This window comes from Pantoea sp. T14 (assembly GCF_036663535.1).
GTDB classification, from domain to species: domain Bacteria; phylum Pseudomonadota; class Gammaproteobacteria; order Enterobacterales; family Enterobacteriaceae; genus Pantoea; species Pantoea phytostimulans.
Map to the genome: position 1 here is coordinate 394,098 of NZ_JAWUEB010000026.1, position 25,997 is coordinate 420,094.

Consider the following 25,997-nt stretch of genomic DNA (forward strand, 5'->3'; position numbering starts at 1 on the left):
TGTCGTTTGCAGGTTGCCCTTTTTTTCACCTGCCTGATGGGACTACGACACCGCTGGAGAGCAATTAAAACGATGAGCACCCGAAATCCTTTTACTAAAAAAAGCCTGATTGTGCTGGTGGTAATTGCCGCAGCAGCAGGCGCTTATTACTGGTGGCAACACCCAACGCAACCGAATACCGACACCCAGGCTGATGCGCAGCCGCAGCGTGGTAAAGGCGGAGCCAACGCTCGCCGTCCGCTTGCACCGGTACAAGCCGCAAGCGCGACGACGCAGAGCGTGCCGCAATTTATCAGCGGATTAGGGACAGTCACCGCAGCAAACACCGTTACGGTACGCAGTCGAGTGAATGGCGATTTAGTGGCTATTCATTTCACCGAAGGAGAGCAAATCAAAGCGGGCCAACTGCTTGCGGAAATTGATCCGCGGCCTTATCAGGTCGCCTTAACGCAGGCGCAAGGCCAGCTGGCGAAAGATCAGGCAACGCTCGCCAATGCCCGTCGCGATTTAGCGCGTTTTGAAAAGCTGGCGAAAACGTCGTTGGTTTCGCAGCAAGAACTCGATACACAGCGTTCGCTGGTGAATGAAACGTTGGGCACGCTGAAAGCCGACGAAGGCAGCGTGGCCAGTGCTCAACTTGACCTCACTTACAGCCGCATTACTTCACCCATTGACGGACGCGTTGGCTTGAAACAGGTCGATGTCGGCAACTATATCACCAGCGGTGATACCACTGGCATTGTCATCATTACGCAAACGCATCCGATTGATGTGGTCTTCAGCGTGGCGGAAAACAACATTAGCCAAATAGTAAACGCGCAAAAAAGCGGCGAGCCCTTGCTGGTTGAAGCCTGGGATCGCAGTAATCAAAACCTGATCACTACCGGTACGTTGTTGAGTCTGGACAACCAGATCGATGTCACCACCGGCACCATAAAAATCAAAGCGCGTTTTGATAACCAAGACGATCTGCTGTTTCCAAACCAATTCGTTAACGCACGCTTGAAGGTCAACACGTTACAAGATGCGATTGTGATCCCCACCGCTGCCCTGCAAATGGGCAACGAAGGTCATTTTGTCTGGGTAGTTAACAGTGAGAACAAGGTCAGCAAAAAAAGTGTGACCGCAGGATTACAGGACAGCCAGAAAGTGGTGATCACCGCTGGGCTAGATGCCGGTGAAAAAGTCGTCACCGACGGATTAGATCGCCTGACTGAAGGTGCGAAGGTAGAAGTCATTGCGCCGCAAAGCACCGCCGCGCGCAATAGCCGCGCAACCTTGCCGTCAAAAGGAGAGCGTGATTAATGCAGGTGCAGCCTCCTGAGTCCAGCGGTGGGCCGTCACGCCAGTTTATTCTGCGCCCGGTCGCCACCACGCTGTTGATGATTGCCCTATTACTGGCGGGCGTGCTCGGCTACCGTTTTTTGCCGGTGTCGGCGCTGCCCGAAGTCGATTACCCGACAATTCAGGTAGTCACGCTTTATCCGGGTGCCAGCCCTGATGTGGTGACCTCTTCTATCACCGCTCCGCTCGAACGTCAGTTTGGTCAGATGTCCGGTCTGAAGCAGATGGCCTCGCAAAGCTCCGGCGGCGCATCAGTGGTTACGCTACAGTTTCAGCTTACGCTGCCGCTTGATGTGGCTGAGCAAGAAGTTCAGGCCGCGATTAACTCGGCGACCAATCTGTTGCCGAATGATCTGCCAAATCCACCGGTTTACAGCAAGGTCAATCCTGCCGATCCGCCGATTATGACGCTTGCCGTCACCACCAGCAGTATGCCGCTGACGCAAGTTCAGGACATGGTGGAAACGCGCATCGCGCAGAAAATTTCACAGGTTTCCGGCGTTGGCCTGGTCACGCTTTCGGGCGGACAGCGCCCGGCGGTGCGCGTAAAAATGAACGCACAGGCATTAGCGGCGCTGGGATTAACCAGCGAAACGGTGCGTAGCGCCATCAGCAACGCCAACGTCAACTCAGCCAAAGGCAGCCTCGACGGTCCGACTCGCTCAATCACGCTTTCTGCTAACGATCAGATGAAATCAGCAGAAGATTATCGCCAGTTGATTATCAGCTATACCAATGGTGCGCCGGTTCGATTGGGCGATGTCGCGACCATCGAACAAGGAGCAGAAAACAGCTGGCTGGGCGCGTGGGCAAATCGCGATCCGGCGATTGTGCTGAATGTGCAGCGTCAGCCGGGCGCGAATATCATCGCCACCGCCGACAACATTAACGCTATGCTGCCAGCGCTGACCGCCACTTTGCCCAAATCGGTTAGCGTCAAAGTACTGACCGATCGCACCACCAATATTCGCGCCTCGGTCAGCGATACGCAGCATGAGTTAATGCTGGCTATGGCGCTGGTCGTCATGATCATCTACCTGTTTCTGCGCAACATTCCTGCCACTATCATTCCTGCGGTGGCGGTGCCGCTGTCGCTGATTGGTACCTTTGCCGCGATGTATTTCCTCGACTTCTCGATCAACAACCTGACGCTGATGGCGCTAACCATCGCCACCGGTTTTGTGGTGGACGATGCGATTGTGGTGATCGAAAACATCTCGCGCTACATCGAAAAAGGGGAGAAACCGCTAACCGCCGCGCTTAAAGGCGCGGGGGAAATTGGTTTTACCATTATCTCGCTGACCTTATCGCTGATTGCAGTGCTGATCCCGCTGCTGTTTATGGGCGATGTGATTGGGCGTCTGTTTCGGGAGTTTGCGGTTACGCTGGCGATAGCGATTTTGATATCAGGGATTGTGTCACTGACGCTCACGCCGATGATGTGCGCACGCATGCTTAGCGCCGAATCGCTGCGTAAGCAGAACCGTTTTTCCCGCGCCAGCGAAGCGATGTTTGATCGCATCATTGCCGTTTACGGCCGGGGGCTGACGCGCGTGTTAAATCATCCCTGGCTGACGTTATCCGTTGCGCTCGGCACGCTGGCTTTAACCGTTTTGCTGTGGATTGCGATTCCAAAAGGCTTCTTCCCACAGCAGGACAACAGCATTATTCAGGGCACGTTGCAGGCGCCACAATCTGTCTCCTACGCCAATATGGCGGAACGCACTCGCGATGTGGCGTCCGTTATTATGAAAGATCCGGCGGTGCAGAGCCTGACCTCCTTTGTCGGCGTTGACGGCACCAACGCAGCTTTGAACAGCGCGCGTTTGCAGATCAACCTCAAACCGCTCAATCAGCGCGAAGATCGTATTCCCGAAGTACAGCAGCGCCTGCAGCAGCAGGTGAGTCAGATTCCTGGCGTGCAGCTGTGGTTGCAAGCGGTGCAAGATTTAACCATTGAAACACAGGCCAGCCGCACGCCTTATCAGTTCACGCTGCAATCGGGATCGCTGGAATCGTTAAGTACTTGGGTGCCCGCGCTATTAGCTGAACTGAATACATTGCCGCAGCTGCGAGATGTCAGCAGCAACTGGCAGGATCAAGGACTGGAAGCCTACGTCAATGTCGACCGTGCCAGCGCCAGCCGGTTAGGCATCAGCATGGCCGATGTGGATAACGCGCTGTACAACGCCTTTGGTCAGCGGCTGATTTCAACCATCTATACGCAGGCCAATCAGTATCGGGTGGTGCTGGAGCAGGACAATCACGCCACGCCAGGGCTGCAAAGTCTGGATGCGATTCGTCTGGCCAGCAGTGAAGGCGGCAGCGTGCCGCTGAGCGCGATTGCCACGGTTGAGCAGCGTCATACGCCGCTTAGCATCAGCCATCTCGACCAGTTTCCCTCAGCCACCTTCTCGTTCAACATTGGCGAGGGTTATTCTCTGGAAGATGCCGTCAACGCCGTCACCCAAGCCGAAGCGCAGCTTGGTATGCCTTCAGACGTAATGACGCAATTTCAGGGCAGCACGCTGGCCTTTGAAGCAGCGCTGAGCAGCACTGTTTGGCTGATCGTCGCCGCTATTGTCGCGATGTATATCGTGCTGGGCGTGTTGTACGAAAGCTTTATCCATCCGATTACCATTCTTTCAACGCTGCCAACCGCAGGCGTTGGCGCGTTGCTGGCGCTGATGTTGAGTGGCAACGAGCTGGATGTTGTCGGCATTATCGGCATCATCCTGCTGATCGGGATCGTGAAGAAAAACGCCATCATGATGATCGACTTTGCGCTGGCCGCTGAACGAGAACAAGGCATGGCACCTTATGACGCCATATATCAGGCTTGTTTACTGCGTTTCCGCCCGATTTTAATGACCACGCTGGCGGCCTTGTTGGGCGCGTTGCCGCTGATGCTCAGTACCGGCGTTGGTGCTGAATTGCGTCACCCGCTTGGCATTGCGATGGTTGGCGGCTTGATCCTCAGCCAGATTCTGACGTTGTTTACCACGCCGGTAATCTATCTGCTGTTTGATCGTCTGGCTCATGCTACGCGCCGCCGTTTTCATCATTCGGAGGCGCAAGGGTGAAATTCTTTGCGTTGTTTATCCATCGGCCTGTCGCCACCACTTTATTGACGCTGGCGATTGCGCTAGCGGGCATCCTCGGCTTTCGCTTACTGCCGGTTGCCTCACTCCCACAGGTTGATTTTCCGGTCATTGTCGTTTCCGCCTCGCTGCCAGGCGCGGCGCCGGAAACCATGGCGTCATCCGTTGCAACACCGCTGGAGCGTTCACTGGGGCGTATTGCAGGCGTCAGCGAAATGACGTCCACCAGTTCACTGGGCAGCACGCGCATCATTTTGGTGTTTGATTTTGATCGTGACATCAACGGCGCGGCGCGCGATGTGCAGGCCGCCATTAATGCTGCGCAAAGCCTGTTGCCAACCGGCATGCCAAGCCGTCCAACTTATCGCAAAGCCAACCCTTCTGATGCGCCGATCATGATCCTGACGCTGACCTCAGATACCTATAATCCGGGCCAGCTCTATGATTACGCCTCAACGCAGCTGGCGCAAAAGCTGGCGCAAATTGAAGGCGTCGGCGATGTCACCGTCGGCGGCAGTTCGCTCCCTGCGGTACGCGTGGCGCTGAATCCACAAGCGCTGTTTAATCAGGGCGTTTCGCTGGATGCAGTACGTGAAGCGATCTCGAATGCCAACCAGCGCCGCCCGCAAGGTGCATTGGACGACCGCGAACAACGTTGGCAGCTGCGCACTAATGACAAACTGCAAACGGCCAGTGAATATCAGCCGTTGGTGGTGCATTACAACAAGGGCGCAGCGGTAAAATTGTCGGATGTCGCCACCGTCGAAGACTCGGTGCAGGACGTGCGCAACGCCGGGATGTCGCGCGGTAAACCTGCGGTGCTGCTGGTGGTGCGAAAAACGCCAGAAGCCAACGTTATTGATACCGTGGATCACATCCGCGCGGAGCTGCCAGAACTGCATGAAGTGATCCCTGCCGCCATTGATTTGCAGGTGGCGCAGGATCGCTCGCCAACCATTCGTGCGTCGCTGCATGAAGTTGAGCAATCGCTGGTGATTGCAGTGGTGCTGGTGATTTTGGTGGTGTTTGTTTTCTTGCGCTCAGGTCGCGCCACGCTGATCCCTGCGGCGGCGGTGCCGGTTTCGCTGATCGGCACCTTTGCGGCGATGTATCTGTGCGGCTTCAGTCTGAATAACCTGTCGCTGATGGCGCTGACCATCGCTACTGGGTTTGTCGTGGATGACGCGATAGTGGTGCTGGAAAACATTTCGCGCCATGTTGAAGCTGGCATGAAGCCGCTGGCGGCGGCGCTGAAAGGCGTGCGGGAAGTGGGATTTACCGTGCTATCGATGAGCTTATCGCTGGTTGCCGTGTTCCTGCCATTGCTGATGATCGGTGGCCTGATTGGTCGCTTTTTTGCTGAATTCGCGATTACGCTTTCCGTGGCGATTGTCATTTCGTTATTCATCTCCGTCACCCTAACGCCAATGATGTGCGCCTATTTGCTCAAACCCCACGCGCCGCGTAGCCAACCGCGCCAGCGCGGTTTTGGTCGCATCTTGATGGCGATCCAGCAAGGTTATGGGCGTTCCCTAAATCTGGTGCTCAATCATGCCCGTTGGGTGCTACTGCTCTTTTTTGGCACCATCGCGCTAACGGTTTGGCTGTTTATCAGCATTCCCAAAACCTTTATGCCCGAGCAGGATACCGGCCGCCTTTCTGGCTTTATCTCTGCCGACCAGAGTATTTCGTTTCAGGCGATGCGCAGCAAGCTGCAAGACTTTATGACCATCGTAGGGGCCGATCCGGCGGTGGAAAGCGTGGTCGGTTTTACTGGCGGTATGCGTACCAACAGCGGCTCAATGTTTATTTCGTTGAAGCCGCTGTCGGAGCGCAGCGAAAGCGCGCAGGAAGTAATTGCACGGCTGAGAATCAAACTGGCGAAAGAACCTGGCGCAAACCTCTATCTCAATGCGGTGCAGGATCTTCGGGTTGGTGGGCGTGAATCCAATGCCAGCTATCAATATTCGCTGCTGTCAGACGATCTCAACGACCTGCGAACCTGGGAACCGAAGATTCGCCAGGCCTTTGCTGCCCTGCCCGAGTTAGCTGACGTGAACTCCGATCAGCAAGACAAAGGCAGCGAAATGGCGCTGACTTATGACCGCGAAAGCATGGCGCGTTTGGGAATAAACGTTACCGATGCCAATAGCTTGTTGAATAACGCCTTTGGTCAACGACAGATTTCCACTATTTATCAGCCGCTCAACCAGTACAAAGTGGTGATGGAAGTGGATCCGCGCTACACCCAAGACATCAGCGCCCTGGACCAGATGTTCGTGATTAACAGCGAAGGCAAAGCGATTCCGCTGTCGTGGTTCGCCAAGTGGCAGCCGGCTAACGCACCGCTGTCGGTAAACCATGAAGGGTTATCGGCGGCATCCACCATTTCATTCAACCTGCCGGAAGGCATTTCGCTGTCGCAGGCGTCAGAAGCGATTGATCGTACTATGACGGCGATCAGCGTACCCAGCAGCGTGCGCGGCAGTTTTGCCGGCACCGCGCAAATCTTCCAACAGTCACAAAGCAGCCAGGTTTGGTTGATGTTGGCGGCGATTGCGGCGGTGTATATCGTGCTGGGCATTCTGTACGAAAGCTATGTCCATCCGCTGACGATCTTATCGACTTTGCCTTCGGCAGGCGTGGGCGCCTTGCTGGCGCTAAAGTTGTTCGATACGCCATTCAGTTTGATTGCGCTGATCGGAATTTTACTCCTCATTGGCATCGTCAAAAAGAATGCCATCATGATGGTGGACTTTGCCCTGAATGCGGAACGCAACGGCAATCTCAGCGCGCGTGACGCGATTTTCCAGGCGTGCCTGCTGCGTTTTCGCCCGATTCTGATGACCACACTGGCAGCGCTGTTTGGTGCACTGCCGTTGATGTTAACCAGCGGCGACGGCGCGGAGCTACGCCAACCGCTTGGCATCACTATTGCGGGCGGCCTGGTCATGAGCCAGCTGTTAACGCTTTACACCACGCCGGTGGTTTATTTAATGATGGATAAGTTGCGCCGTAAAAAACGACATCACGCCGTTAACGCTACACAAAATTAGGAGACGCCTTGATGAGTACGCAGAACGCGACAGTTCGCTGGCAGCTGTGGATTGTCGCTTTCGGATTCTTTATGCAGACGCTGGACACCACCATCGTCAATACAGCGATTCCGTCGATGGCGCACGATCTTGGCGTCAGCCCGCTGCATATGCACTCGGTTATTGTCTCTTATCTGTTAACGGTGGCGGTGATGTTGCCCGTCAGCGGCTGGCTGGCCGACCGCTTCGGTGTCCGTAATATCTTTTTTACCGCCATCGTTCTGTTCAGCCTCGGATCGCTGCTGTGCGCGTTTTCTGCCACGCTCGATCAACTGGTGATGGCGCGGGTGGTACAAGGCATTGGCGGTGCCATGATGGTGCCGGTCGGGCGCTTAACGGTGATGAAAATCGTCCCGCGTGAACAATATATGTCGGCGATGACGTTTGTCACGCTGCCAGGACAAATCGGCCCGCTACTTGGCCCGGCGCTGGGCGGCGTGCTGGTGCAATACGCCAGCTGGCATTGGATCTTCTTAATCAATATTCCGGTCGGCATCATTGGCGCTATTGCAACTATCATGCTGATGCCGAACTATTCTATGCCGACGCGACGCTTCGATTTCCTCGGCTTTGTGCTGCTGGCCGCCGGGATGGCCACGCTGACGCTGGCGCTTGATGGTCAACGCAGCAGCGGCGGTTCAGCGTTGCTGCTCGGCGCAATGATCCTGATTGGCTTCTTCTCGCTGATTTTTTATTTGATGCATGCACGCGGCAACGAACGCGCCTTGTTTAGCCTGAAACTGTTCGACAATCGCGTCTATTCCATTGGCTTGCTCGGCAGCTTCACTGGCCGCATCGGCAGCGGCATGTTGCCGTTTATGACACCCATTTTCTTGCAGATCGGCATGGGTTACAGCCCGTTTCATGCGGGATTGATGATGATCCCGATGGTGCTTGGTAACATGGGCATGAAACGCATCGTGGTGCGCATCGTCAACGTGTTTGGCTACCGCAACGTGCTGGTCGGCTCCACCATTGGACTCGCGCTGGTGGTGTTGCTGTTTCCGCTGGTGGCAATAATGGGCTGGATTTGGCTACTGCCGCTGGTGTTATTCCTGCAAGGCATGGTCAACGCGATTCGCTTCTCCTCCATGAACACTCTGACGTTGAAAGAGCTGCCCGATGAGCTCGCCTCCAGCGGCAACAGCTTGCTGTCGATGATCATGCAGCTTTCCATGAGTATTGGCGTCACCATCGCCGGTTTGTTATTGGGCGCATTGGGTCAGGATGCGGCGAGCGACAGCGCAGCCAGCCACCAGATGTTTGTCTATGCCTACTTGTGTATGGCGCTGATCATTATCCTGCCCGCGCTGGTGTTCTGGCGTGTACCCAAAGATCTCAGTAAAAACGTCGATATGCGACGTCGGAGAAGTGAATGAAACCGACCTTGCGCCTCGGGATTGGCGCCAAACTTTTTATGGCGATTTTCGCCACCTGCATGCTGGTTTTGATCACCATGCATTGGGGCGTGCGCCTCAGTTTTGAACATGGCTTTGTCGATTACATCAAGCGTGGCAATGAGCAACGTTTGAACATGCTCAGTGATGCATTGGCAGACCAATATGAGCAGCATGGTAACTGGGATTTCGTGCGCAATAACGATCGGCTGGTGTTTAATATTCTGCGCTCGCTGGAGCAAAATCCCGACAGCAACAACCAGCTGCCGCCACACGGCTGGCGCACGCAGTTTTGGGTTATCGATCAGCAATATAAAGTGCTGGTTGGCCCGCGATCGCCGGTTCCACAAGAGGGTTCGCGCCGCAATATCACGCTGACCAATGGCAAGATTGTCGGTTGGGTGATCGGGTCGCCACCGGAGCGCCTGACGCGCAGTACCGATATCAACTTTGATCAGCAACAGCGGCGAACCAGCTGGTATATCGTGGGATTGTCAGCGCTGCTGGCCGCGCTGGTGACATGGATCATCGCTCGCGGATTGCTGGCACCCGTGAAACGCCTTGTCGATGGTACTCATCATCTGGCGGCAGGCAATTTTGCCAGCCGGGTTGAAGTCAGCAGCCATGACGAGTTGGGTCAGTTGGCGCATGACTTCAATCGTCTCGCCAGCTCTCTGGAGAAGAACGAAAGCATGCGTCGCGCCTTTATGGCCGACATCTCGCATGAGCTACGCACGCCGCTGGCTATTCTGCGTGGTGAACTGGAAGCGATGCAGGATGGCGTGCGTAAGCTGACGCCCGAAGCGATCGGCTCGCTACAAAGTGAAGTGGTGGTGCTCACCAAACTGGTGGACGATCTTCATCAACTCTCGCTTTCAGATGAAGGTGCCCTCGCCTATCGTAAACAGGCCACCGATTTAGTGCAGCTGCTGGAAGTCACGGCGGGCAGCTTCGCCGAACGCTATCGTTCACATGGCTTAACATTGAATGTGTTTTTGCCAGCACAGGCGCCGTTCTTTGGCGATCCCGATCGGCTGATGCAGCTGTTTACCAATTTGCTGGAAAACAGCCTGCGTTATACCGATTCGGGCGGCAGCGTGCAGGTACGCATTGCTTATGAAGCACCTTACTGGACGCTGACCTTTGACGACAGCGCGCCCGGCGTTGATGGCGATCATCAGACGCAAATCTTTGAGCGCTTCTTCCGTACCGAAGGCTCACGTAATCGTGCCAGCGGCGGCTCCGGTTTGGGACTGGCGATTTGTAAAAATATCGCCGAAGCACACGGCGGCAATATTTCTGCAGAGCACTCTGATTTAGGTGGCCTGAAAATCACGCTACAATTGCGCTATGTTCCTCATGCGTAGCAGATTATGAGCCAGGAAAAACAAGACCCGCTAATTCTTATCGTGGAAGATGAGCCAAAATTGGCCCAGTTAATGATTGATTATCTTCAGGCTTCCAATTACCGCACGCACCATATCGCGCACGGCAACGAGGTGCTGGATTACGTTCAGCACTCGCCGCCTGATTTACTGCTGCTGGATTTGATGCTACCCGGCACCGATGGCTTAACGTTGTGTCGGGAAATCCGCCGCTTCTCTGAATTGCCAATCATCATGGTGACAGCGCGAACCGAAGAGATTGATCGCCTGCTGGGGCTGGAAATCGGTGCCGACGATTACGTGTGCAAGCCGTTCAGCCCGCGTGAAGTGGTGGCGCGGGTTAAAACTATTCTGCGTCGGGTAAAACGTTCGCCGGAAGAGGTGCAGAAATCGTCGCTACTGAAAGTTGATGAAGGCCGTTTCCAGGCAAGCTGGCGCGAGCAACCGCTGGATTTGACCCCCGCCGAGTTTCGCTTGTTGAAAACCCTGGCGCTGGAGCCGGGCAAAGTGTTTTCACGCGAACAACTGCTAAATCATCTCTATGACGATTATCGCGTCGTTACCGATCGTACCATCGACAGCCACATCAAAAACCTGCGTCGCAAGCTGGAGAATCTCGACAGCGAGCAGCCCTTTATCCGTGCGGTGTATGGCATGGGATACCGCTGGGAAGCCGATCTCTGTCATTTGATCTAGATTGATTTGGATCAATTTACCTACGGCTGCTCACAGCCTACAATTCCGCACCTTTTATAGGGCCGTTATCCACGGCCCTATACGTGCCACCGTAGTCGGCGGCATGCTGACCTGACATCAGTGAGAAAACCTTTGAAACCAGAACTTCTTTCTCCAGCGGGAACGCTGAAGAACATGCGCTATGCCTTTGCATATGGTGCTGACGCGGTTTACGCTGGCCAGCCACGCTACAGTCTGCGGGTGCGCAACAATGAATTCACCCACGAAATCCTCGCTCAAGGTATCAACGAAGCACACGCGCTGGGTAAAAAATTCTATGTGGTGGTGAACATCGCGCCGCATAACGCCAAGCTTAAAACCTTTATACGTGACTTAACGCCAGTGATAGAGATGCAGCCGGACGCGTTGATCATGTCCGATCCAGGCTTGATCATGCTGGTCAGAGAGGCGTTTCCCCAGATGCCAATCCATCTTTCCGTGCAGGCTAACGCCGTGAATTGGGCGACGGTGAAATTCTGGCAGCAAATGGGATTAACGCGCGTCATCCTTTCTCGTGAGCTGTCGCTGGAAGAGATCGCCGACATCCGTCAGCAGGTGCCAGAAATGGAGCTGGAAGTGTTTGTGCATGGCGCGCTGTGCATGGCCTATTCCGGCCGCTGCCTGCTTTCTGGCTACATGAATAAACGCGACCCCAATCAGGGAACCTGCACCAATGCCTGCCGCTGGGAGTATAAAGTGGAAGAAGGCAAGCAGGATGAGGTAGGTAATATTGTTGAAATTTATCAGCCGGTTGAGGTGCAAAATATCACACCGACCTTGGGTAAAGGTCAGCCCACCGACAAGGTTTTCTTGCTGGAAGAGAAGATGAAGCCGGGCGAAGTAATGAGTGCCTTTGAAGATGAACACGGCACGTACATTATGAACTCCAAAGATTTGCGCGCTGTGGCGCACGTTGAGCGGTTGAGTCAAATGGGCGTGCATTCGTTGAAAATTGAAGGCCGCACCAAATCATTCTATTACTGCGCGCGCACCGCTCAGGTTTATCGTCGCGCCATTGACGATGCAGCCAGCGGTAAACCCTTTGATCCTGAACTGCTGATGACGCTGGAAGGCCTGGCGCATCGCGGCTATACCGAAGGTTTTTTACGGCGCCACACGCATGACAGCTATCAAAATTATCAGCAAGGTTATTCGATCTCCGAGCGACAGCAATTTGTTGGCGAGTTTACCGGCGAACGCCGTGGCGATTGGGCAGAAGTAGCGGTGAAAAATAAGTTTATGCTGCATGACAGTCTGGAAATTATGACCCCTTCAGGCAATCTGATCTGTACGCTGGATGCCCTGCAAAATGCGCGCGGCGAAGCGATCGATGTTGCGCCCGGTGATGGACATCGCGTCTGGATGCAGGTGCCAGAAACGGTTGATTTGTCATTTAGTTTACTGCTGAGAAATTTCACCGAAGGTCTAAGCACGCGTGATCCCCATGGCAAAACGTTAACTATTGGAAACATTTAGACGAAGTTAGAGTAGGATCACAGACCGCCGCTTCGCCCTGTTTTATAGTCGCGCCTGCTTCGAACGAGTAACAATAAAGCAAGTATTACCAGGAACCACCTCATTCACCCGCCCGGCTCCCCCGCGCGGGTTTTCTTTTTCTCCCATTCGCCAATCTTTTTACAGCCTCAGCTGTGCTATAACCTTTGCTCTGAGCTGATCTTCCAGGAAAAAATAATGGACAAAAATTCGCTAACGCTACTGATCCTCAATGGCAAAGGCGCAGGTAACGAAGATCTGCGCGCAGCTATCAATACACTGCGTGATGAAGGCTTTAATATTGCTGTGCGCGTCACCTGGGAGAAAGGTGATGGACAGCGCTATTTAGATGAAGCCATTACGCTGGAAGCTGAAACCGTAGTTGCAGGCGGCGGTGATGGCACCATCAACGAAATTGCAACTGCTCTGGCCGCTATCGAGGCTTCAGCACGCCCTGTTTTAGGTATCCTGCCGCTGGGCACCGCCAATGATTTCGCCACCAGCGTCGGCATTCCCGCCGAGATGGAACCGGCGTTGCGCCTGGCGATTCAGGGCAAAGCCAGCATGATCGATTTGGCTCGCGTGAATCAGGATCGTTATTTTATCAACATGGCAACCGGCGGCTTTGGTACGCGTATTACCACTGAAACGCCAGAGAAGTTAAAGTCTGCACTCGGCGGCGTCTCTTACTTTATTCATGGGCTGATGCGCATGGATACCCTGAAAGCCGACAGTTGCGAAATCAGCGGGCCAGATTTTCACTGGCAAGGCGATGCGCTGGTGATCGGCATCGGCAATGGGCGTCAAGCAGGCGGCGGACAACGCTTATGTCCTTCGGCGTTGATCAACGATGGGCAACTCGATATCAGCATTGTTACCGCACAGGAACTGTTGCCCACATTGATGCACTCATTGACCGGCGACGATGACAATCCAGGCATTGTCAGAAAGAAGCTGCAATCGCTGCATATCCTTTCGCCGCATGAAATGACCTTCAACCTTGATGGCGAGCCGCTGTCGGGCCGTGAGTTTCATATCGATGTTCTGCCCGGCGCGCTGAGTTGTCGCTTACCACCGCAGTGTCCGCTATTAGCCTGATGCTGGCTCAAGGGGCGGTGCGCCGCCCTTTTCTCTTTGCAGCTTCCCCTTACCTGTTAAGCACAGTGTGATTCTGTTCACAACTTCGCTACATCAACTTGTATGGTAGTATTAATGCGCGTATTTTTTCATCATTGAACGCTGGATAAAGGCTTACATCGATGAAAATTGTTAACGCGGAAGTGTTTGTAACCTGCGCAGGCAGAAACTTTGTCACCCTTAAGATCACCACCGATGAAGGCTTAACTGGCATTGGCGACGCGACGCTGAATGGCCGTGAATTACCTGTTGCCTCCTATCTAAAAGATCACGTTTGCCCGCAGTTGATTGGCCGCGATGCGCATCAAATCGAAGACATCTGGCAATACTTTTACAAAGGCGCGTACTGGCGTCGTGGCCCTGTCACCATGTCTGCGATTTCTGCCGTGGATATGGCACTGTGGGACATCAAAGGCAAAGCCGCCAACATGCCGCTTTATCAGTTGCTTGGTGGCGCATCGCGCACCGGCGTGATGGTCTATTGCCACACCACCGGGCATTCTATTGATGAAGTGATGGACGATTACGCCAAACATAAAGAGCTGGGCTTTAAAGCAATTCGCGCCCAATGCGGCGTACCCGGAATGAAAACCACTTACGGCATGGCAAAAGGCAAAGGTCTGGCTTATGAGCCTGCTACCAAAGGTAACTGGCCAGAAGAGCAATTATGGTCAACCGAAAAATACCTCGATTTTACGCCAAAGCTGTTTGAAGCGATCCGCGATAAGTTTGGCTTTGACGAGCATCTGCTGCATGACATGCATCATCGCCTGACGCCAATTGAAGCCGCGCGCTTCGGAAAAAGCGTGGAAGATTACCGCCTGTTCTGGATGGAGGATCCGACACCTGCTGAAAACCAAGCGTGTTTCCGTCTGATCCGTCAGCATACCGTCACGCCAATTGCGGTAGGCGAAGTGTTCAACAGCATCTGGGATTGTAAACAGCTGATTGAAGAGCAGCTGATTGATTATATCCGCACCACCATTACCCACGCAGGCGGCATCACCGGTATGCGCCGTATTGCCGATTTTGCTTCGCTGTATCAGGTTCGCACCGGCTCGCACGGCCCTTCGGATCTCTCGCCGGTTTGCATGGCTGCTGCGCTGCACTTTGACCTGTGGGTACCCAATTTCGGCGTTCAGGAATATATGGGCTTCTCCGAGCAGATGATGGAACTGTTCGACGCCAACTGGACGTTCGAAGATGGTTACATGCATCCGGGCAACAAACCGGGTTTAGGCATCGACTTCAATGAAAAACTTGCGTCGAAATATCCCTATGAACCTGCCTATTTACCCGTAGCCCGCCTCGAAGATGGCACGCTGTGGAACTGGTAAGGAGATCACAATGAAAAGTGTCGTTATTGAGCAACCTGGCGAGCTGGTGCTGGCCGAACGTCCAATGCCGCAACCCGCTGCGGGTGAAGTGCGGGTTAAGGTGCAGTTTGCCAGTATTTGTGGATCTGACGTGCATATCTGGCATGGTCATAATCCGTTTGCCAAATATCCCCGCGTCATTGGCCATGAGTTTTTTGGCGTGATTGATGCTTTAGGCGAAGGCGTTGATGCTGTGCGCCTCGGTGAACGTGTGGCGGTCGACCCAGTGGTGAGCTGTGGCGCTTGCTATCCGTGTTCAGTAGGCCGGCCAAATGTGTGCAAGGAATTACAGGTCATTGGCGTGCATCGCGACGGCGGCTTCAGTGAATATGCGGTGGCTCCGGCGAAAAATGCGTATCGTCTGCCCGCCTCAATTCCCGACAAACTGGCCAGTTTGGTTGAGCCTTTCACCATTGCGGCAAACATCACTGCGTTTCTCAAGCCGCAGCAGCAAGATGTTGCGTTAATTTACGGCGCAGGCCCGATGGGTTTAACCGCCATTCAGGTGCTGAAAGGCGTCTATAACGTGGATCAGGTATTGGTGGTGGATCGTCTGCCTGAGCGGCTGGAATTAGCGTTGCAGAACGGTGCGGATCGCGTCTTTAACAACGCTGACGTGCCGCTGGCAGCGCAGTTAGAAGGGTTACAGCCAACATTGATTATTGATGCTGCCTGCCACCCTACGATTTTGGCTGAAGCGGCCGCCCTCGCCTCACCGGCTGCGCGCATCGGTTTACTCGGTTTTTCCGGCGAGCCGTGCAGCATTACTCAGCAAAGTTTAACCAGCAAAGAGCTGTCGCTGTTTACCTCGCGTTTGAACAGCCATCGCTTTCCGCAGGTTATTGAATGGATGGAAAAAGGGTTAATCCAGCCGGAGAAGCTGGTCACACACTATTTCCCTTTGCACGACATCGAACGTGCGATGACGCTGTTCGAAAAAGATCCACGTACCTGCTGCAAGGTGATTCTTCAAATGCGTTAACCTAGCCTGAACACCAGGTGTCCTCTGCCGGTACGTACCCGCCGGCCTATTACAAGTAGAAAACAGATCACGGAGTTTCTATGTTCAAGAATCTGCGCTGGACCCTCGTATTGCTGCTGTTCCTTGTCTACATGATCAACTACCTCGATCGCGTAGCGCTGTCGTTGACTGTTCCAATGGTGGAAAAAGATCTGGCGATTAATGCTGAGCAGTTCGGCATGATTTTCGGTAGCTTCTTCTTCGGCTATGCGTTGTTTAACTTTGTTGGTGGCCTGGCGACCGACAAATTTGGGCCAAAAATCGTGCTCGCCGTGGCTGTTGGCGCTTGGTCAATTTTTTGCGGCATGACCGCATTGGCCACCGGTTTCTGGTCACTGTTGATTCTGCGCGTGCTGTTCGGCATGGCGGAAGGCCCAATTTGCGCCTCGGCGAACAAAGCCATTAACGGCTGGTTCCCGAAAAAACAGGCAGCAACCGCCATGGGTTTGCTGAGCGCCGGTTCACCGCTGGGCGGCGCGGTTGCCGGTCCAATCATCGGTTATCTGGCACTTGCTTACGGTTGGCGTCCAGCGTTTGTTATCGTCTGCTGCATCGGGTTGGTTTGGATGACCATCTGGCTGTTCTTTGCGGCGGATAACCCGGCAAAAAGCAAGCTGGTGACTGAAAAAGAGCGTGCGCTGATTGATCACATGAAGGCTGAAAACCCGAATGATGAAGCTGATCTTTCGCAAACTGCTCATCCCTTTGGCTATTATCTGCGTCAGCCCATTATCCTGGTCACCGCATTTGCCTTCTTCTGTTACAACTACATTCTGTTCTTCTTCCTGAGCTGGTTCCCGGCCTATCTGGTGCAGGCGCATGGCCTGGATATCAAGGCCATGAGCATCACGACGATGATCCCGTGGATTGTTGGCTTTGTCGGCCTGGCACTCGGCGGCTTGATCTCCGATAAAATCTTCAACATCACTGGCAAGTTGCTGTTGTCACGTAAAATTGTGTTAGTGGTCTCACTGTTTGCTGCCGCCATTTGTGTCGCACTGGCGGGTACGATAAAAGATGTGGTGCCTGCCGTGATGATGATGTCGATATCGATCTTCTTCCTCTACATCACCGGCGCGATTTACTGGGCGATTATTCAGGATGTCGTGCACAAAAGCCGCGTCGGCAGCATCAGTGGATTTATTCATCTGGTGGGCAGTTTGTCGGGCATCATCGGTCCCATCGTGACCGGCTTCATTGTGCAGCACACCGGCAAGTTCGACAGCGCCTTTATCCTGGCGGGATGTGTCGCCGCCGTGGGTGCATTCCTGGTGCTGTTTGTGATTCGCAGTCCGAAAACCATCGACAAACCGGTTTCGGTTTAAGCAGGACGCGGTTAATGCATTACTGATTACGGGGCGCATGGCGCCCCGTTTGCCATAAGGACAGACTATGTTAGATATCGATCGCCTTCCCGCTGACGTTCAGCGCCCGCGCTACGACCGTAGCAAACTTAAAACGCGTATGGTGCATATTGGCTTTGGCGCCTTCCACCGCGCCCATCAGGCGCTATGCAGCGACAAGCTGGCTGAGCAAGGTTCAGATTGGGGCTATTGCGAAGTGAATCTCAACAGCGGCGCACTTATTCAGGCGCTGCGTGAACAGGATTTGCTCTACACCGTTACAGAGATGGCCGACGACTCGCTGAATACCCGCGTAATTGGCGTGATCACTGCTGCGCTGCACGGCAAAGGCGACGGAATCGAGGCGGTGATTGACGCCATGAGCCAGCCAGACGTCGCCATTGTTTCGATGACCGTAACGGAAAAGGGTTATTGCCATTTACCTGCCAGCGGTGATCTCAATCCAGATCACCCTGATATCATGCATGACCTTGCCCAGCCAGACGCGCCACGCTCTTTGCCTGGCCTGATACTGGCGGCAATTCGCCGCCGTCGCGACGCCGGGTTAGCGCCGTTTAGCGTGATGTCTTGTGACAATATGCCGGAAAATGGCCATGTCTCGCGCAATGTGATTGTGCAACTGGCGCAGCGTCAGGATGACGATTTAGCCGAGTACATTCAGCACCACATCACTTTCCCTTCCACGATGGTTGATCGCATTGTACCTGCCATGACTGAAAGCGCTTTCCAGCAGCTCACCGCGCGTCTGGGTTCGGAGGATCCGGTGGCCGTAGAAGCAGAGCCGTTTTTTCAGTGGGTGGTTGAAGATAACTTTGTCAGCGGCCGCCCAGCGTGGGAAAAAGCCGGTGCCGAACTGGTAAACGATGTACTGCCTTTTGAAGAGATGAAGCTGCGGATGCTGAATGGTAGCCATTCATTCCTCGCCTATTTGGGTTTTTTGGCGGGCTACGAACACATCAGCGATTGCATGAATGACAGCCACTTCCGGGCCGCTGCTCGCGCATTAATGGTGGATGAGCAAGCGCCAACCTTGCGCACTCAAGGGGTAGATTTGCAAGCCTACGCCGACTCGTTAATCGCCCGCTATGAAAACCGCGCGATTAAACATCGTACTTATCAGATCGCTACCGATGGCACCCAAAAGTTGCCACAACGGATGTTGGATAGTCTGCGCTGGCACCTGCGTAACGGTAGCCGCTGCGACCTGCTGCTGCTTGGCATTGCCGCCTGGATGCGTTATGTCGGCGGTGTAGATGAACAAGGCCAGCCGATTGAGATACGAGATCCTCTGAAAAATGCGCTGGCCGAGTGTGTGAAAAACAGCGAAGACGGTGAAGCTCGCGTGCGGGCTTTGTTGGGGATGAACGCGGTTTTTGGCGAAGATCTGGCACAAAATGGTGACTTTGTTGCCCGATTAACGCATTTTTATCAGCAACTGGTGCAGCAAGGCGCCCGCGCTACCGTACATCAAATAATGAACGCGGCATGATTGTGCGGTAGCAAAAGCACTGGCGCAGATGCAGCGTGCTGATTAGACTGATTCTTTCTCTACGGGCTGGCTTATGTCAGCCGTAATATGGACATTGCCGCATGACGATCGCCTATACCATTACCACCAGCGAGCCAGTGAACCAGCAGATTTACCGTTATCTGCGCAAAGATATCGTCACCTGTGTGATTCAACCCGGTTCGTTGCTCTCTGAGAAAGAAGTTTCTGCTCGCTTCAATGTTTCACGTCAGCCGGTACGTGAAGCTTTTATTAAGCTGGCAGAAGCCGGATTGGTACAGGTGCTGCCACAACGTGGCACCTTCGTGCGTAAGATTTCCGCTAAACGCGTAGCCGATGGGCGTTTCATCCGCGAAGCAGTGGAGATTGCGGTGGTTCGCCGTGCCGCAGTGGAGATCACGTCGCCGGCTTTGATGGCGCTGGAACACAATTTGCAATTGCAAAAAATGGCTGCTGAGCGGCATGACAGCCAGGCATTTCTTAGCCTGGATGATGAGTTTCACCGTTTAATTGCTGAAAGCATCAACTGCACGCTGGCGTGGGAAACGGTGGAAAATATCAAGGCGGCGATGGATCGGGTGCGCTTTTTAACCTTGAGTGAAGTTTCTCCCCCGGAAAGTTTGATTGAGCAGCATCAGGAAATTTTCGCAGCGCTACAAGCTCATGATGCTGATGCCGCAGAAGCAGCGATGCGCCGCCATCTACAAGAGATGATTTTCTCAATAACGCCCATTGCCGAACGCAACAGTGAATGGTTTGAAGGGCCTTGAGTCGTTTGTCCCCTTATTCTTTTGAAGTGCGAGGTCGTTTGTCCCCCACCTCAATCCTCTGAAGTGCGAGGTCGTTTGTCCCCCACCTCAATCCTCCCCCATAAATGGGGGAGGAAGATGCTGCTTTATATTAGTGAGGAAGCGGCATGTGGTAGCGTCGCCTTCCCCCGCTTCGCGGGGGAAGGCGGGATGGGGGGCAGCGCGCAGAGGACTCACCCCTTACGCAATCGTCACCTCTTTTGACAGATAAACATCCTGCACTGCATTTATCAGCGCGACGCCATCCTTCAATGATTTCTTGAACGCCTTACGTCCCAGAATCAATCCCATGCCACCGGCACGTTTGTTAATAACGGCGGTACGCACTGATTCGGCAATATCTGTTTCACCCGCTGACGCGCCACCCGAATTGATCAACCCGGCGCGGCCCATATAGCAGTTTGCTAACTGATAACGCACCAAATCGATGGGATTTTCAGTAGTCAGCTTGGTATAAACGCGCTCATCGGTATGACCAAATTTCACCGCGTTATAGCCGCCGTTGTTTTCCGCCATTTTCTGCTTAACGATATCGGCACCAATCGTCGCCGCCAAATGGTTCGCCTGACCCGTTAAATCCGCACTGGAGTGATAATCCACGCCATCCTTTTTGAAATCGTTATTGCGCAGGTAAGCCCACAATACTGTGACCAGACCCAATTCATGTGCGCGCTCAAAAGCCGCAGAAATTTCTTCAATTTGGCGGCGTGATTGCTCTGAACCGAAGTAAATAGTCGCGCCAACCGCTACTGCGCCCATGTTGAACGCCTGATCGACGCTGGCATACAGCGTTTGATCGTATTGCGCCGGATAACTCAGCGTTTCGTTGTGGTTAAGCTTCATTAAAAATGGAATGCGGTGCGCATAACGACGTGATACGGAAGCCAATACACCGTAGGTTGATGCTACGCAATTACAGCCCGCTTCGATCGCCAGTTCAACAATGTTTTTGGGATCAAAATAGTGCGGATTAGCGGCAAACGAGGCGCCAGCTGAATGCTCTACACCCTGATCGACCGGCAGAATAGAGAGATAACCGGTTCCCGCCAGGCGACCGGTGTTATACAGCGTTTGCATATTGCGCAGTACCGCAGGAGAACGGTTGTTGTCGATCATTACCCGATCAACGAAATCCGCGCCTGGTAAATACAGGCTTTCCGCTGGAAGGGTCATGCAGCGATGTTGAAGAAGGGAATCCGCTTCTTTGCCCAATAACTGTACGATGTCCGTCATGTCAACTCCTGTTAGCTGTCGAGGGTGAACCGGCACCCGCCGATTCGACCCCCACAGCCTGGACCTTATTCACGCTATGACGCAAATTGCTGACTCCATTTTTCAGACGGATCCCCAGGAAAAAGCCCCGTTTTAGTCTCTCTCCTTACCACCATTGATGGAAGTGATGCACCGGCCCAATGCCTTTGCCCACTTCCAGTGAATCAGCGTGTAACAAGGCTTGCTGCAACCAGGCTTTGGCTTCCGTTAACGTCTCCTGCCAGTTTTGATGGCGTGGACGCAGCGCCGCTAGCGCCGCCGAAAGCGTACAACCGGTGCCATGTGTGTGACGCGTATTCACACGAGGTGCGGTAAAACGTTGCTGAGCTGAGCGCGTAATCAGCCAGTCCGGGCTTTCCACATCGCTCAGGTGTCCCCCTTTCATCAGCACCGCCTGACAACCCAACGCCAGCAGCGCTTCACCCTGCGTCAGCATTTCATCTTCGTTGTGCGCAATTGCACAATTCAACAGTGCGGCGGCTTCTGGCAAATTCGGGGTAATCAGTGAAACCTGTGGCAATAACAGTTCACGCACGCTGGCAATCGCATCCGGTGAAAGCAGTGCATCGCCGCTCTTAGCCACCATCACCGTATCCAGCACGACAAAGGGTAAACTGGCTCGTTTCAGGCGCTGAGCCACGCGCTCCACAATCGCGGTTTCCGCTAACATGCCGATTTTCGCGCTATCGATGCGCACATCATCCAGCACTGAATCCAACTGCGCCGTGACAAAGTCAGGATCCACGCGGTAAACGGATTGCACGCCGCAGGTATTTTGCGCCACTAGCGCAGTAATAACGCTGGTGCCATAAGCGCCTAACGCAGAAAAAGCTTTGAGATCGGCTTGGATCCCGGCTCCGCCACTGGGATCGGTGCCGGCGATGGTTAAGGCGTTAATGCGCTTCATGCTGCCACCTCCAGCATCCATAACGCATCAAGGAACGCGGCGACAAAGGTGCCCGGCCCTTGCGCTTGCGCCGCCGCTTTTTTCCCCGCCAGCGCCATCACCCGACATGCGCAGGCAACGTTGAGCAAGCGATCGCCCGGCAGGCTGCTGAAAGCGGCAACCACCGCCGATAATGCGCAGCCCGTGCCGACTACGCGTGTCATCAGTGGGCTACCGCCGGAAATGGTTAAGGTGCGTGAGCCATCAGTGGCGTAATCGACTTCGCCGGTGACGATCACAAGGGTGTGATAATCGCGAGCAAGCTGCTGAGCGGCTGCCACTGCGGCATCGGCCTGATGCAAACTATCAACGCCTCGCCCGCCCGCAGCTTGCTGCGCTAGCGCTAAAATTTCAGAGGCATTACCGCGAATAGCGGCGGGTTTTTGACTCAGCAATTGCTGGCAGAATGCGCTGCGTAACGTGAGCGCGCCCACCGCAACCGGATCAAGTGTCCATGGCGTGCCAGCTTGATTGGCGGCGGTAACGGCGGCTTGCATAGCGAGTTGACGATCCTGCGTTAAGGTGCCCACATTAATCAGCAACGCGTCGGCAAAACCGCTGAATTGCGCAGCTTCTTCAGGATCGATAACCATGGCAGGCGACGCGTTGAGCGCCAGCAGTACATTGGCCGTGAAAGTTTGCACGACATCATTGGTCATGCAATGAACCAGCGGCGCGTGTTGGCGAAATTGATGCAGGATACGCGCGACGTGCGCGTCAGAAAGGTGTTCAGGTTGATGTGTCATCATAACTCCCAACCGGCGAACAAGAAGGCAAATGCGGTCAGGCATCAGACTTCCCTACGCTGGCATTATCCAGTTCAGGTCAACGGGTTTTTCTCAGCCCTTTCCTGGTAGAAAGCGGCACCCCGAGTCATTGTTACTCTCTTTACTTTTCACCAGCATACGGGAAGTGACGCTTGCTAAGCAAGCCTGCCTGACCGTATTTACCTTCTTGTTCGCCGGTTAGGAAAATACCTTTGTAGAACATCCTTTCTACCTTGAATGACCTCACCCATAACCTCAAGCAGGGATTATCCAAAGGGATATACAAAATCCGCTAAATGATGAGTTATTGATCGTTGTTGTTGCAGAATTGAAAAGATGAGGTAATGGCTATCATAGGATCGTGCTTATGCTCGAACTGTCTACATTGTGCTAACAAATCCAAACATTTGAGCGGAAATGTATACCGATGCCCCATGTTGACGACATGCCAAAGGCTTCTCCTAGCTCTTTTAAGTAATCCAAAATGTACCATCAGGATTGTCTGCTGCCTTATGACGCTCTACCTCTGCTTTTAAGTATCTTAAGATCTTGAACGCTCCAAAAGATACAAATCAACTTGATTTTGAAAGTGTGTTAATTAGTTTCAATGTTATTCCTTATTTCCATATTTGAGATACCCTGCCTTTAGTTAATCCTGTTTTCTCTACTACCTGATTTTGTTTATATCCTTGTGCTTTGTATTTCTGCACAAGAGCCTTTGTTTCGTTGCCTTTTACTTTCTTACGTTCTTCTTTAGGTTTGTCATAACCCAGGCATTCAATGCTTGCACTTTTGAAATAGTGCTCTTTCAAATACTCTGCTGTAGCCAGATCCGGTACGATATACAATTGTTGTTGGCGTTTATCGAAGTTACGGATAGAACAACGCGATACAAACTGGTAGCACTGTTCGTAGTTGCGTGCCGCTTTACGTAGCTTGCTCACTGTTTCCCAATCCCAGCCGTTAAGCTCGCAATACTTCACCCACTTCCCTGTTATATCTCGGTTATCATTACTGCATCCCAGGAAAACAGCTTTATGACAATCCTGATAGCTGTTCATGCCGTAGCTGCACATTGAAACGCGGACGCCGCCTTTTTCACCTAATTCTTTTTCTCCAATTCCAAAGAAATTACATTGGAATTGTGAATTATTTTTGTCGTTGTTGGTTGCATAGATAAAATCTTTACCGACAATCCTGCTTAATTCAGGCAAGTGATTAGTAAAGCAGTACCCCAGCTTCTCTAAGCTCGCATTACTTTCCATCAATGAATACAGAATCACATTTCTGTTTGGGTAGCTCATGCGTTCGGAAGCAGGGTAGAGACTTTCAGATGCACGCATTACATCGGCATTCAGCACGTTTTGAGCAAACCATAAGAACTCACTACGGCTGATTCCTGCACCCATCACAACGTACTCTGATGCCCACAAAGAGGCGAAGCTTATCGGGTTGGCTGTAAATGCAAAAAAGTATTTATCTACATCCATCAACATGCCTTTACCTGCCAAAAGCACCCATAGGAGATGTTTTAAATCTTTACCGTTGGCGTTGTTTTCTTTCCAGTAACACAGAAGATTGTCGTAATGTTCTTTTTTCAGAAAGTACAAGCCGTTTCTTTCTTCTATCCATGCCAGGAAAGGAAAGTTTTCCTCTATAGCGTCAGATACCTTCACCCGAACATAAGCGCCAAACGTTGCAGTCGGTATCTCATCAATATAGATATCAAAGCCGCTTAATAGCTGCTGCATTTCCTTGTTATGGAATGCCTGATAACAGTAGTGTTTGAAAGCTTCATGTGTGCAAATAATGTGTCGCGCGAAGTAATCGGGGGATAATGCTTTTTTTATCTGGAGTGTTGCACTTTCCTTTTCGCTTCTGATTGCTACAGATTCTACGCCCAGTTGCTTTAAGTCATTTCTGAATTGTTCACAGAGATCAGTAGTTGGCATTACAAGTAGAAAACGCTTGAATACTTTATCACCTGAAACGATATTTTGCTTGAGGTTAAAACTCTTTCCGGATCCGCATATTGCATCAATGTACTTTACTACAGGAACTTCAGGCGCATCTTGATTAACTACAATTTCTAATTTTAATTTGTTCTTCATTGATTTCCTCATTTATAAGGTCTGATTTGATAATTTCATTAACTACAGCAGGGATACTCTTACTTTCAATTTTCGCTTTTGAAAGAAGCTTCTGAAAAGAATCGCTGTCAAAATTAATATTCATTTGGGTTTTACCTTTTGGTTTTTACGATATTCGTCGAATTGCCTTAAAGCTTCAGCAAACAGTTTCTCATGATCAGAATACCCACGGTTGCGGGCTGCAACCTTGTTTGAATAAATCTGATGGCGTTTTGCTTTAACTGTTCAGAGAGCTTCAAGGACATCTTCTACAGAGAAATATTTCATCTGTTTTGAATTTTTGATCTAGATATGCGAGTAAAAAATTACCCTACAGGCTTATACTACACTATATCCTAACGTTTGTCAATGACAACCACAAATTAAATTAAAAGTAAATAACATTTGGTGCTTTTTGTTGGTTGGAGTGTGATCTGAGTTTAATTTCCGGCTTTTCATCAGCGAATACGATATGAGTGCTCACGCACTCTGCACATAATCATCAGTAAAAGTTTAATTATTTATTAAGAGTACTTTAGATAATTTTTTAAACTTTTTATAGTGAGTATGAGCTGATATGAGTGAGTGAACGATAGTGAACGGTAATTGCATAGATTAGTGTGCATAGGATCATTGCGTAGCAAGAATGGTATCGGCATTCGCCATTGCACCTATCAATAAAGTCAGAAGAGAGTTTTCTTTCTTTTGGGTTTCTTGTTTGATTGATTATTGATTATTGATTATTGATTATTGATTATTGATTATTGATTATTGATTATTGATTATAAAATATGCCGATTATTGCTTCGCAAGTAGCTTACTTGCATAACATTTTTGCACAAGGCAACAGCCGGAAATCAAACTCTTCAAACCGTTAACGTACCCATCTATAAATAGCAGCTCTACTTACCCTATACCTATTAACCAATCCTACAACAGTCCTTCCTTGAGATACTCCTGCATCACTTTATCCTTGATTAAGTAATTATGTGTTGAAGGCTTACCAGGCGTTCGCCAGACCTTGCACGAAGACAATCAAAACAGTCTTTTGGGTTTTGGTTGATTGAGTGTTAGGGCTGGTTATAATACTGGAGCATCATTGCGAACAGGATTACTTA

Annotated in this window: 17 protein-coding genes and 1 riboswitch; of the genes, 13 read left to right on the plus strand and 4 right to left on the minus strand. The window is 52.3% G+C overall.

The window, feature by feature from the left end; genetic code table 11:
* Positions 1-72: 72 nt before the first annotated feature.
* From SC127_RS16940 to SC127_RS17000, 13 genes are all read left to right on the plus strand, one after another.
* Complete coding sequence (locus SC127_RS16940; RefSeq protein ID WP_332627186.1) at positions 73-1,305, plus strand: MdtA/MuxA family multidrug efflux RND transporter periplasmic adaptor subunit; 1,233 nt, start codon at positions 73-75, stop codon at positions 1,303-1,305.
* Entirely contained in the window at positions 1,305-4,427 is a 3,123-nt protein-coding gene (locus tag SC127_RS16945; protein WP_243077570.1) for an MdtB/MuxB family multidrug efflux RND transporter permease subunit, read from the plus strand. Before SC127_RS16940 ends, SC127_RS16945 begins: the two co-directional genes overlap by 1 nt.
* Positions 4,424-7,501: a multidrug efflux RND transporter permease subunit MdtC gene (mdtC, locus tag SC127_RS16950; protein ID WP_332627187.1), complete on the plus strand. Its 3,078-nt coding sequence runs from the start codon at positions 4,424-4,426 to the stop codon at positions 7,499-7,501. The genes SC127_RS16945 and mdtC overlap by 4 nt, the downstream gene beginning before the upstream one ends.
* 11 nt (positions 7,502-7,512) lie before the next feature.
* Positions 7,513-8,919: an MFS transporter gene (locus SC127_RS16955; protein ID WP_215846229.1), complete on the plus strand. Its 1,407-nt coding sequence runs from the start codon at positions 7,513-7,515 to the stop codon at positions 8,917-8,919.
* On the plus strand, positions 8,916-10,304 hold the full coding sequence (baeS, locus tag SC127_RS16960) for a two-component system sensor histidine kinase BaeS (RefSeq protein WP_332627188.1): 1,389 nt from the start codon (positions 8,916-8,918) through the stop codon (positions 10,302-10,304). Before SC127_RS16955 ends, baeS begins: the two co-directional genes overlap by 4 nt.
* Before the next feature lie 6 nt (positions 10,305-10,310).
* On the plus strand, positions 10,311-11,018 hold the full coding sequence (baeR, locus tag SC127_RS16965; protein ID WP_243077568.1) for a two-component system response regulator BaeR: 708 nt from the start codon (positions 10,311-10,313) through the stop codon (positions 11,016-11,018).
* A 132-nt stretch (positions 11,019-11,150) separates the two neighbouring features.
* Positions 11,151-12,533, plus strand: coding sequence for a prephenate-dependent tRNA uridine(34) hydroxylase TrhP (trhP, locus tag SC127_RS16970; RefSeq protein WP_332627189.1), 1,383 nt, complete (start codon positions 11,151-11,153; stop codon positions 12,531-12,533).
* A gap of 216 nt (positions 12,534-12,749) precedes the next feature.
* Entirely contained in the window at positions 12,750-13,649 is a 900-nt protein-coding gene (gene yegS, locus SC127_RS16975) for a lipid kinase YegS (protein ID WP_215846225.1), read from the plus strand.
* Positions 13,650-13,810: 161 nt separating this feature from the next.
* A complete protein-coding gene (gene manD, locus SC127_RS16980; RefSeq protein WP_215846223.1) occupies positions 13,811-15,025 on the plus strand; it encodes a D-mannonate dehydratase ManD in 1,215 nt (404 codons plus the stop codon).
* Positions 15,026-15,035: 10 nt separating this feature from the next.
* The gene (locus SC127_RS16985) at positions 15,036-16,046 is read left to right on the plus strand and encodes a Zn-dependent oxidoreductase (RefSeq protein WP_215846222.1); all 1,011 of its coding nucleotides are present in this window, start codon (positions 15,036-15,038) and stop codon (positions 16,044-16,046) included.
* An 80-nt stretch (positions 16,047-16,126) separates the two neighbouring features.
* Entirely contained in the window at positions 16,127-17,410 is a 1,284-nt protein-coding gene (locus SC127_RS16990; protein WP_215846220.1) for an MFS transporter, read from the plus strand.
* A 67-nt stretch (positions 17,411-17,477) separates the two neighbouring features.
* Entirely contained in the window at positions 17,478-18,938 is a 1,461-nt protein-coding gene (locus SC127_RS16995; protein ID WP_332627190.1) for a mannitol dehydrogenase family protein, read from the plus strand.
* 101 nt (positions 18,939-19,039) lie between these two features.
* Positions 19,040-19,726: a GntR family transcriptional regulator gene (locus tag SC127_RS17000; protein WP_332627191.1), complete on the plus strand. Its 687-nt coding sequence runs from the start codon at positions 19,040-19,042 to the stop codon at positions 19,724-19,726.
* Positions 19,727-19,945: 219 nt separating this feature from the next.
* On the opposite strand, the gene fbaB is transcribed toward SC127_RS17000, so the two are convergent.
* The 4 genes from fbaB to SC127_RS17020 form a co-directional block, all read right to left on the minus strand.
* The gene (fbaB, locus tag SC127_RS17005; RefSeq protein WP_215846217.1) at positions 19,946-20,998 is read right to left on the minus strand and encodes a class I fructose-bisphosphate aldolase; all 1,053 of its coding nucleotides are present in this window, start codon (positions 20,996-20,998) and stop codon (positions 19,946-19,948) included.
* A 145-nt stretch (positions 20,999-21,143) separates the two neighbouring features.
* Positions 21,144-21,944: a bifunctional hydroxymethylpyrimidine kinase/phosphomethylpyrimidine kinase gene (gene thiD / locus SC127_RS17010; RefSeq protein WP_332627192.1), complete on the minus strand. Its 801-nt coding sequence runs from the start codon at positions 21,942-21,944 to the stop codon at positions 21,144-21,146.
* Positions 21,941-22,732: a hydroxyethylthiazole kinase gene (gene thiM / locus SC127_RS17015; RefSeq protein ID WP_442955759.1), complete on the minus strand. Its 792-nt coding sequence runs from the start codon at positions 22,730-22,732 to the stop codon at positions 21,941-21,943. The genes thiD and thiM overlap by 4 nt, the downstream gene beginning before the upstream one ends.
* A gap of 31 nt (positions 22,733-22,763) precedes the next feature.
* Positions 22,764-22,864, minus strand: a riboswitch (TPP riboswitch).
* A 503-nt stretch (positions 22,865-23,367) separates the two neighbouring features.
* Positions 23,368-24,861 (minus strand): hypothetical protein, encoded by a 1,494-nt coding sequence (locus SC127_RS17020; RefSeq protein WP_332627193.1) that lies wholly within the window; start codon positions 24,859-24,861, stop codon positions 23,368-23,370.
* Positions 24,862-25,997 lie beyond the last annotated feature (1,136 nt).

Excerpts from the sequence above, each read along its gene's own strand:
- SC127_RS16940 (WP_332627186.1), top strand. The coding sequence starts at position 73 with ATGAGCACCCGAAATCCTTTTACTAAAAAAAGCCTGATTGTGCTGGTG.
- SC127_RS16945 (WP_243077570.1), top strand. The coding sequence starts at position 1,305 with ATGCAGGTGCAGCCTCCTGAGTCCAGCGGTGGGCCGTCACGCCAGTTT.
- SC127_RS16955 (WP_215846229.1), top strand. The coding sequence starts at position 7,513 with ATGAGTACGCAGAACGCGACAGTTCGCTGGCAGCTGTGGATTGTCGCT.
- baeS (WP_332627188.1), top strand. The coding sequence starts at position 8,916 with ATGAAACCGACCTTGCGCCTCGGGATTGGCGCCAAACTTTTTATGGCG.
- baeR (WP_243077568.1), top strand. The coding sequence starts at position 10,311 with ATGAGCCAGGAAAAACAAGACCCGCTAATTCTTATCGTGGAAGATGAG.
- yegS (WP_215846225.1), top strand. The coding sequence starts at position 12,750 with ATGGACAAAAATTCGCTAACGCTACTGATCCTCAATGGCAAAGGCGCA.
- manD (WP_215846223.1), top strand. The coding sequence starts at position 13,811 with ATGAAAATTGTTAACGCGGAAGTGTTTGTAACCTGCGCAGGCAGAAAC.
- SC127_RS16985 (WP_215846222.1), top strand. The coding sequence starts at position 15,036 with ATGAAAAGTGTCGTTATTGAGCAACCTGGCGAGCTGGTGCTGGCCGAA.
- SC127_RS16990 (WP_215846220.1), top strand. The coding sequence starts at position 16,127 with ATGTTCAAGAATCTGCGCTGGACCCTCGTATTGCTGCTGTTCCTTGTC.
- SC127_RS16995 (WP_332627190.1), top strand. The coding sequence starts at position 17,478 with ATGTTAGATATCGATCGCCTTCCCGCTGACGTTCAGCGCCCGCGCTAC.
- SC127_RS17000 (WP_332627191.1), top strand. The coding sequence starts at position 19,040 with ATGACGATCGCCTATACCATTACCACCAGCGAGCCAGTGAACCAGCAG.
- fbaB (WP_215846217.1), bottom strand. The coding sequence starts at position 20,998 with ATGACGGACATCGTACAGTTATTGGGCAAAGAAGCGGATTCCCTTCTT.
- thiD (WP_332627192.1), bottom strand. The coding sequence starts at position 21,944 with ATGAAGCGCATTAACGCCTTAACCATCGCCGGCACCGATCCCAGTGGC.
- thiM (WP_442955759.1), bottom strand. The coding sequence starts at position 22,732 with ATGATGACACATCAACCTGAACACCTTTCTGACGCGCACGTCGCGCGT.
- SC127_RS17020 (WP_332627193.1), bottom strand. The coding sequence starts at position 24,861 with ATGAAGAACAAATTAAAATTAGAAATTGTAGTTAATCAAGATGCGCCT.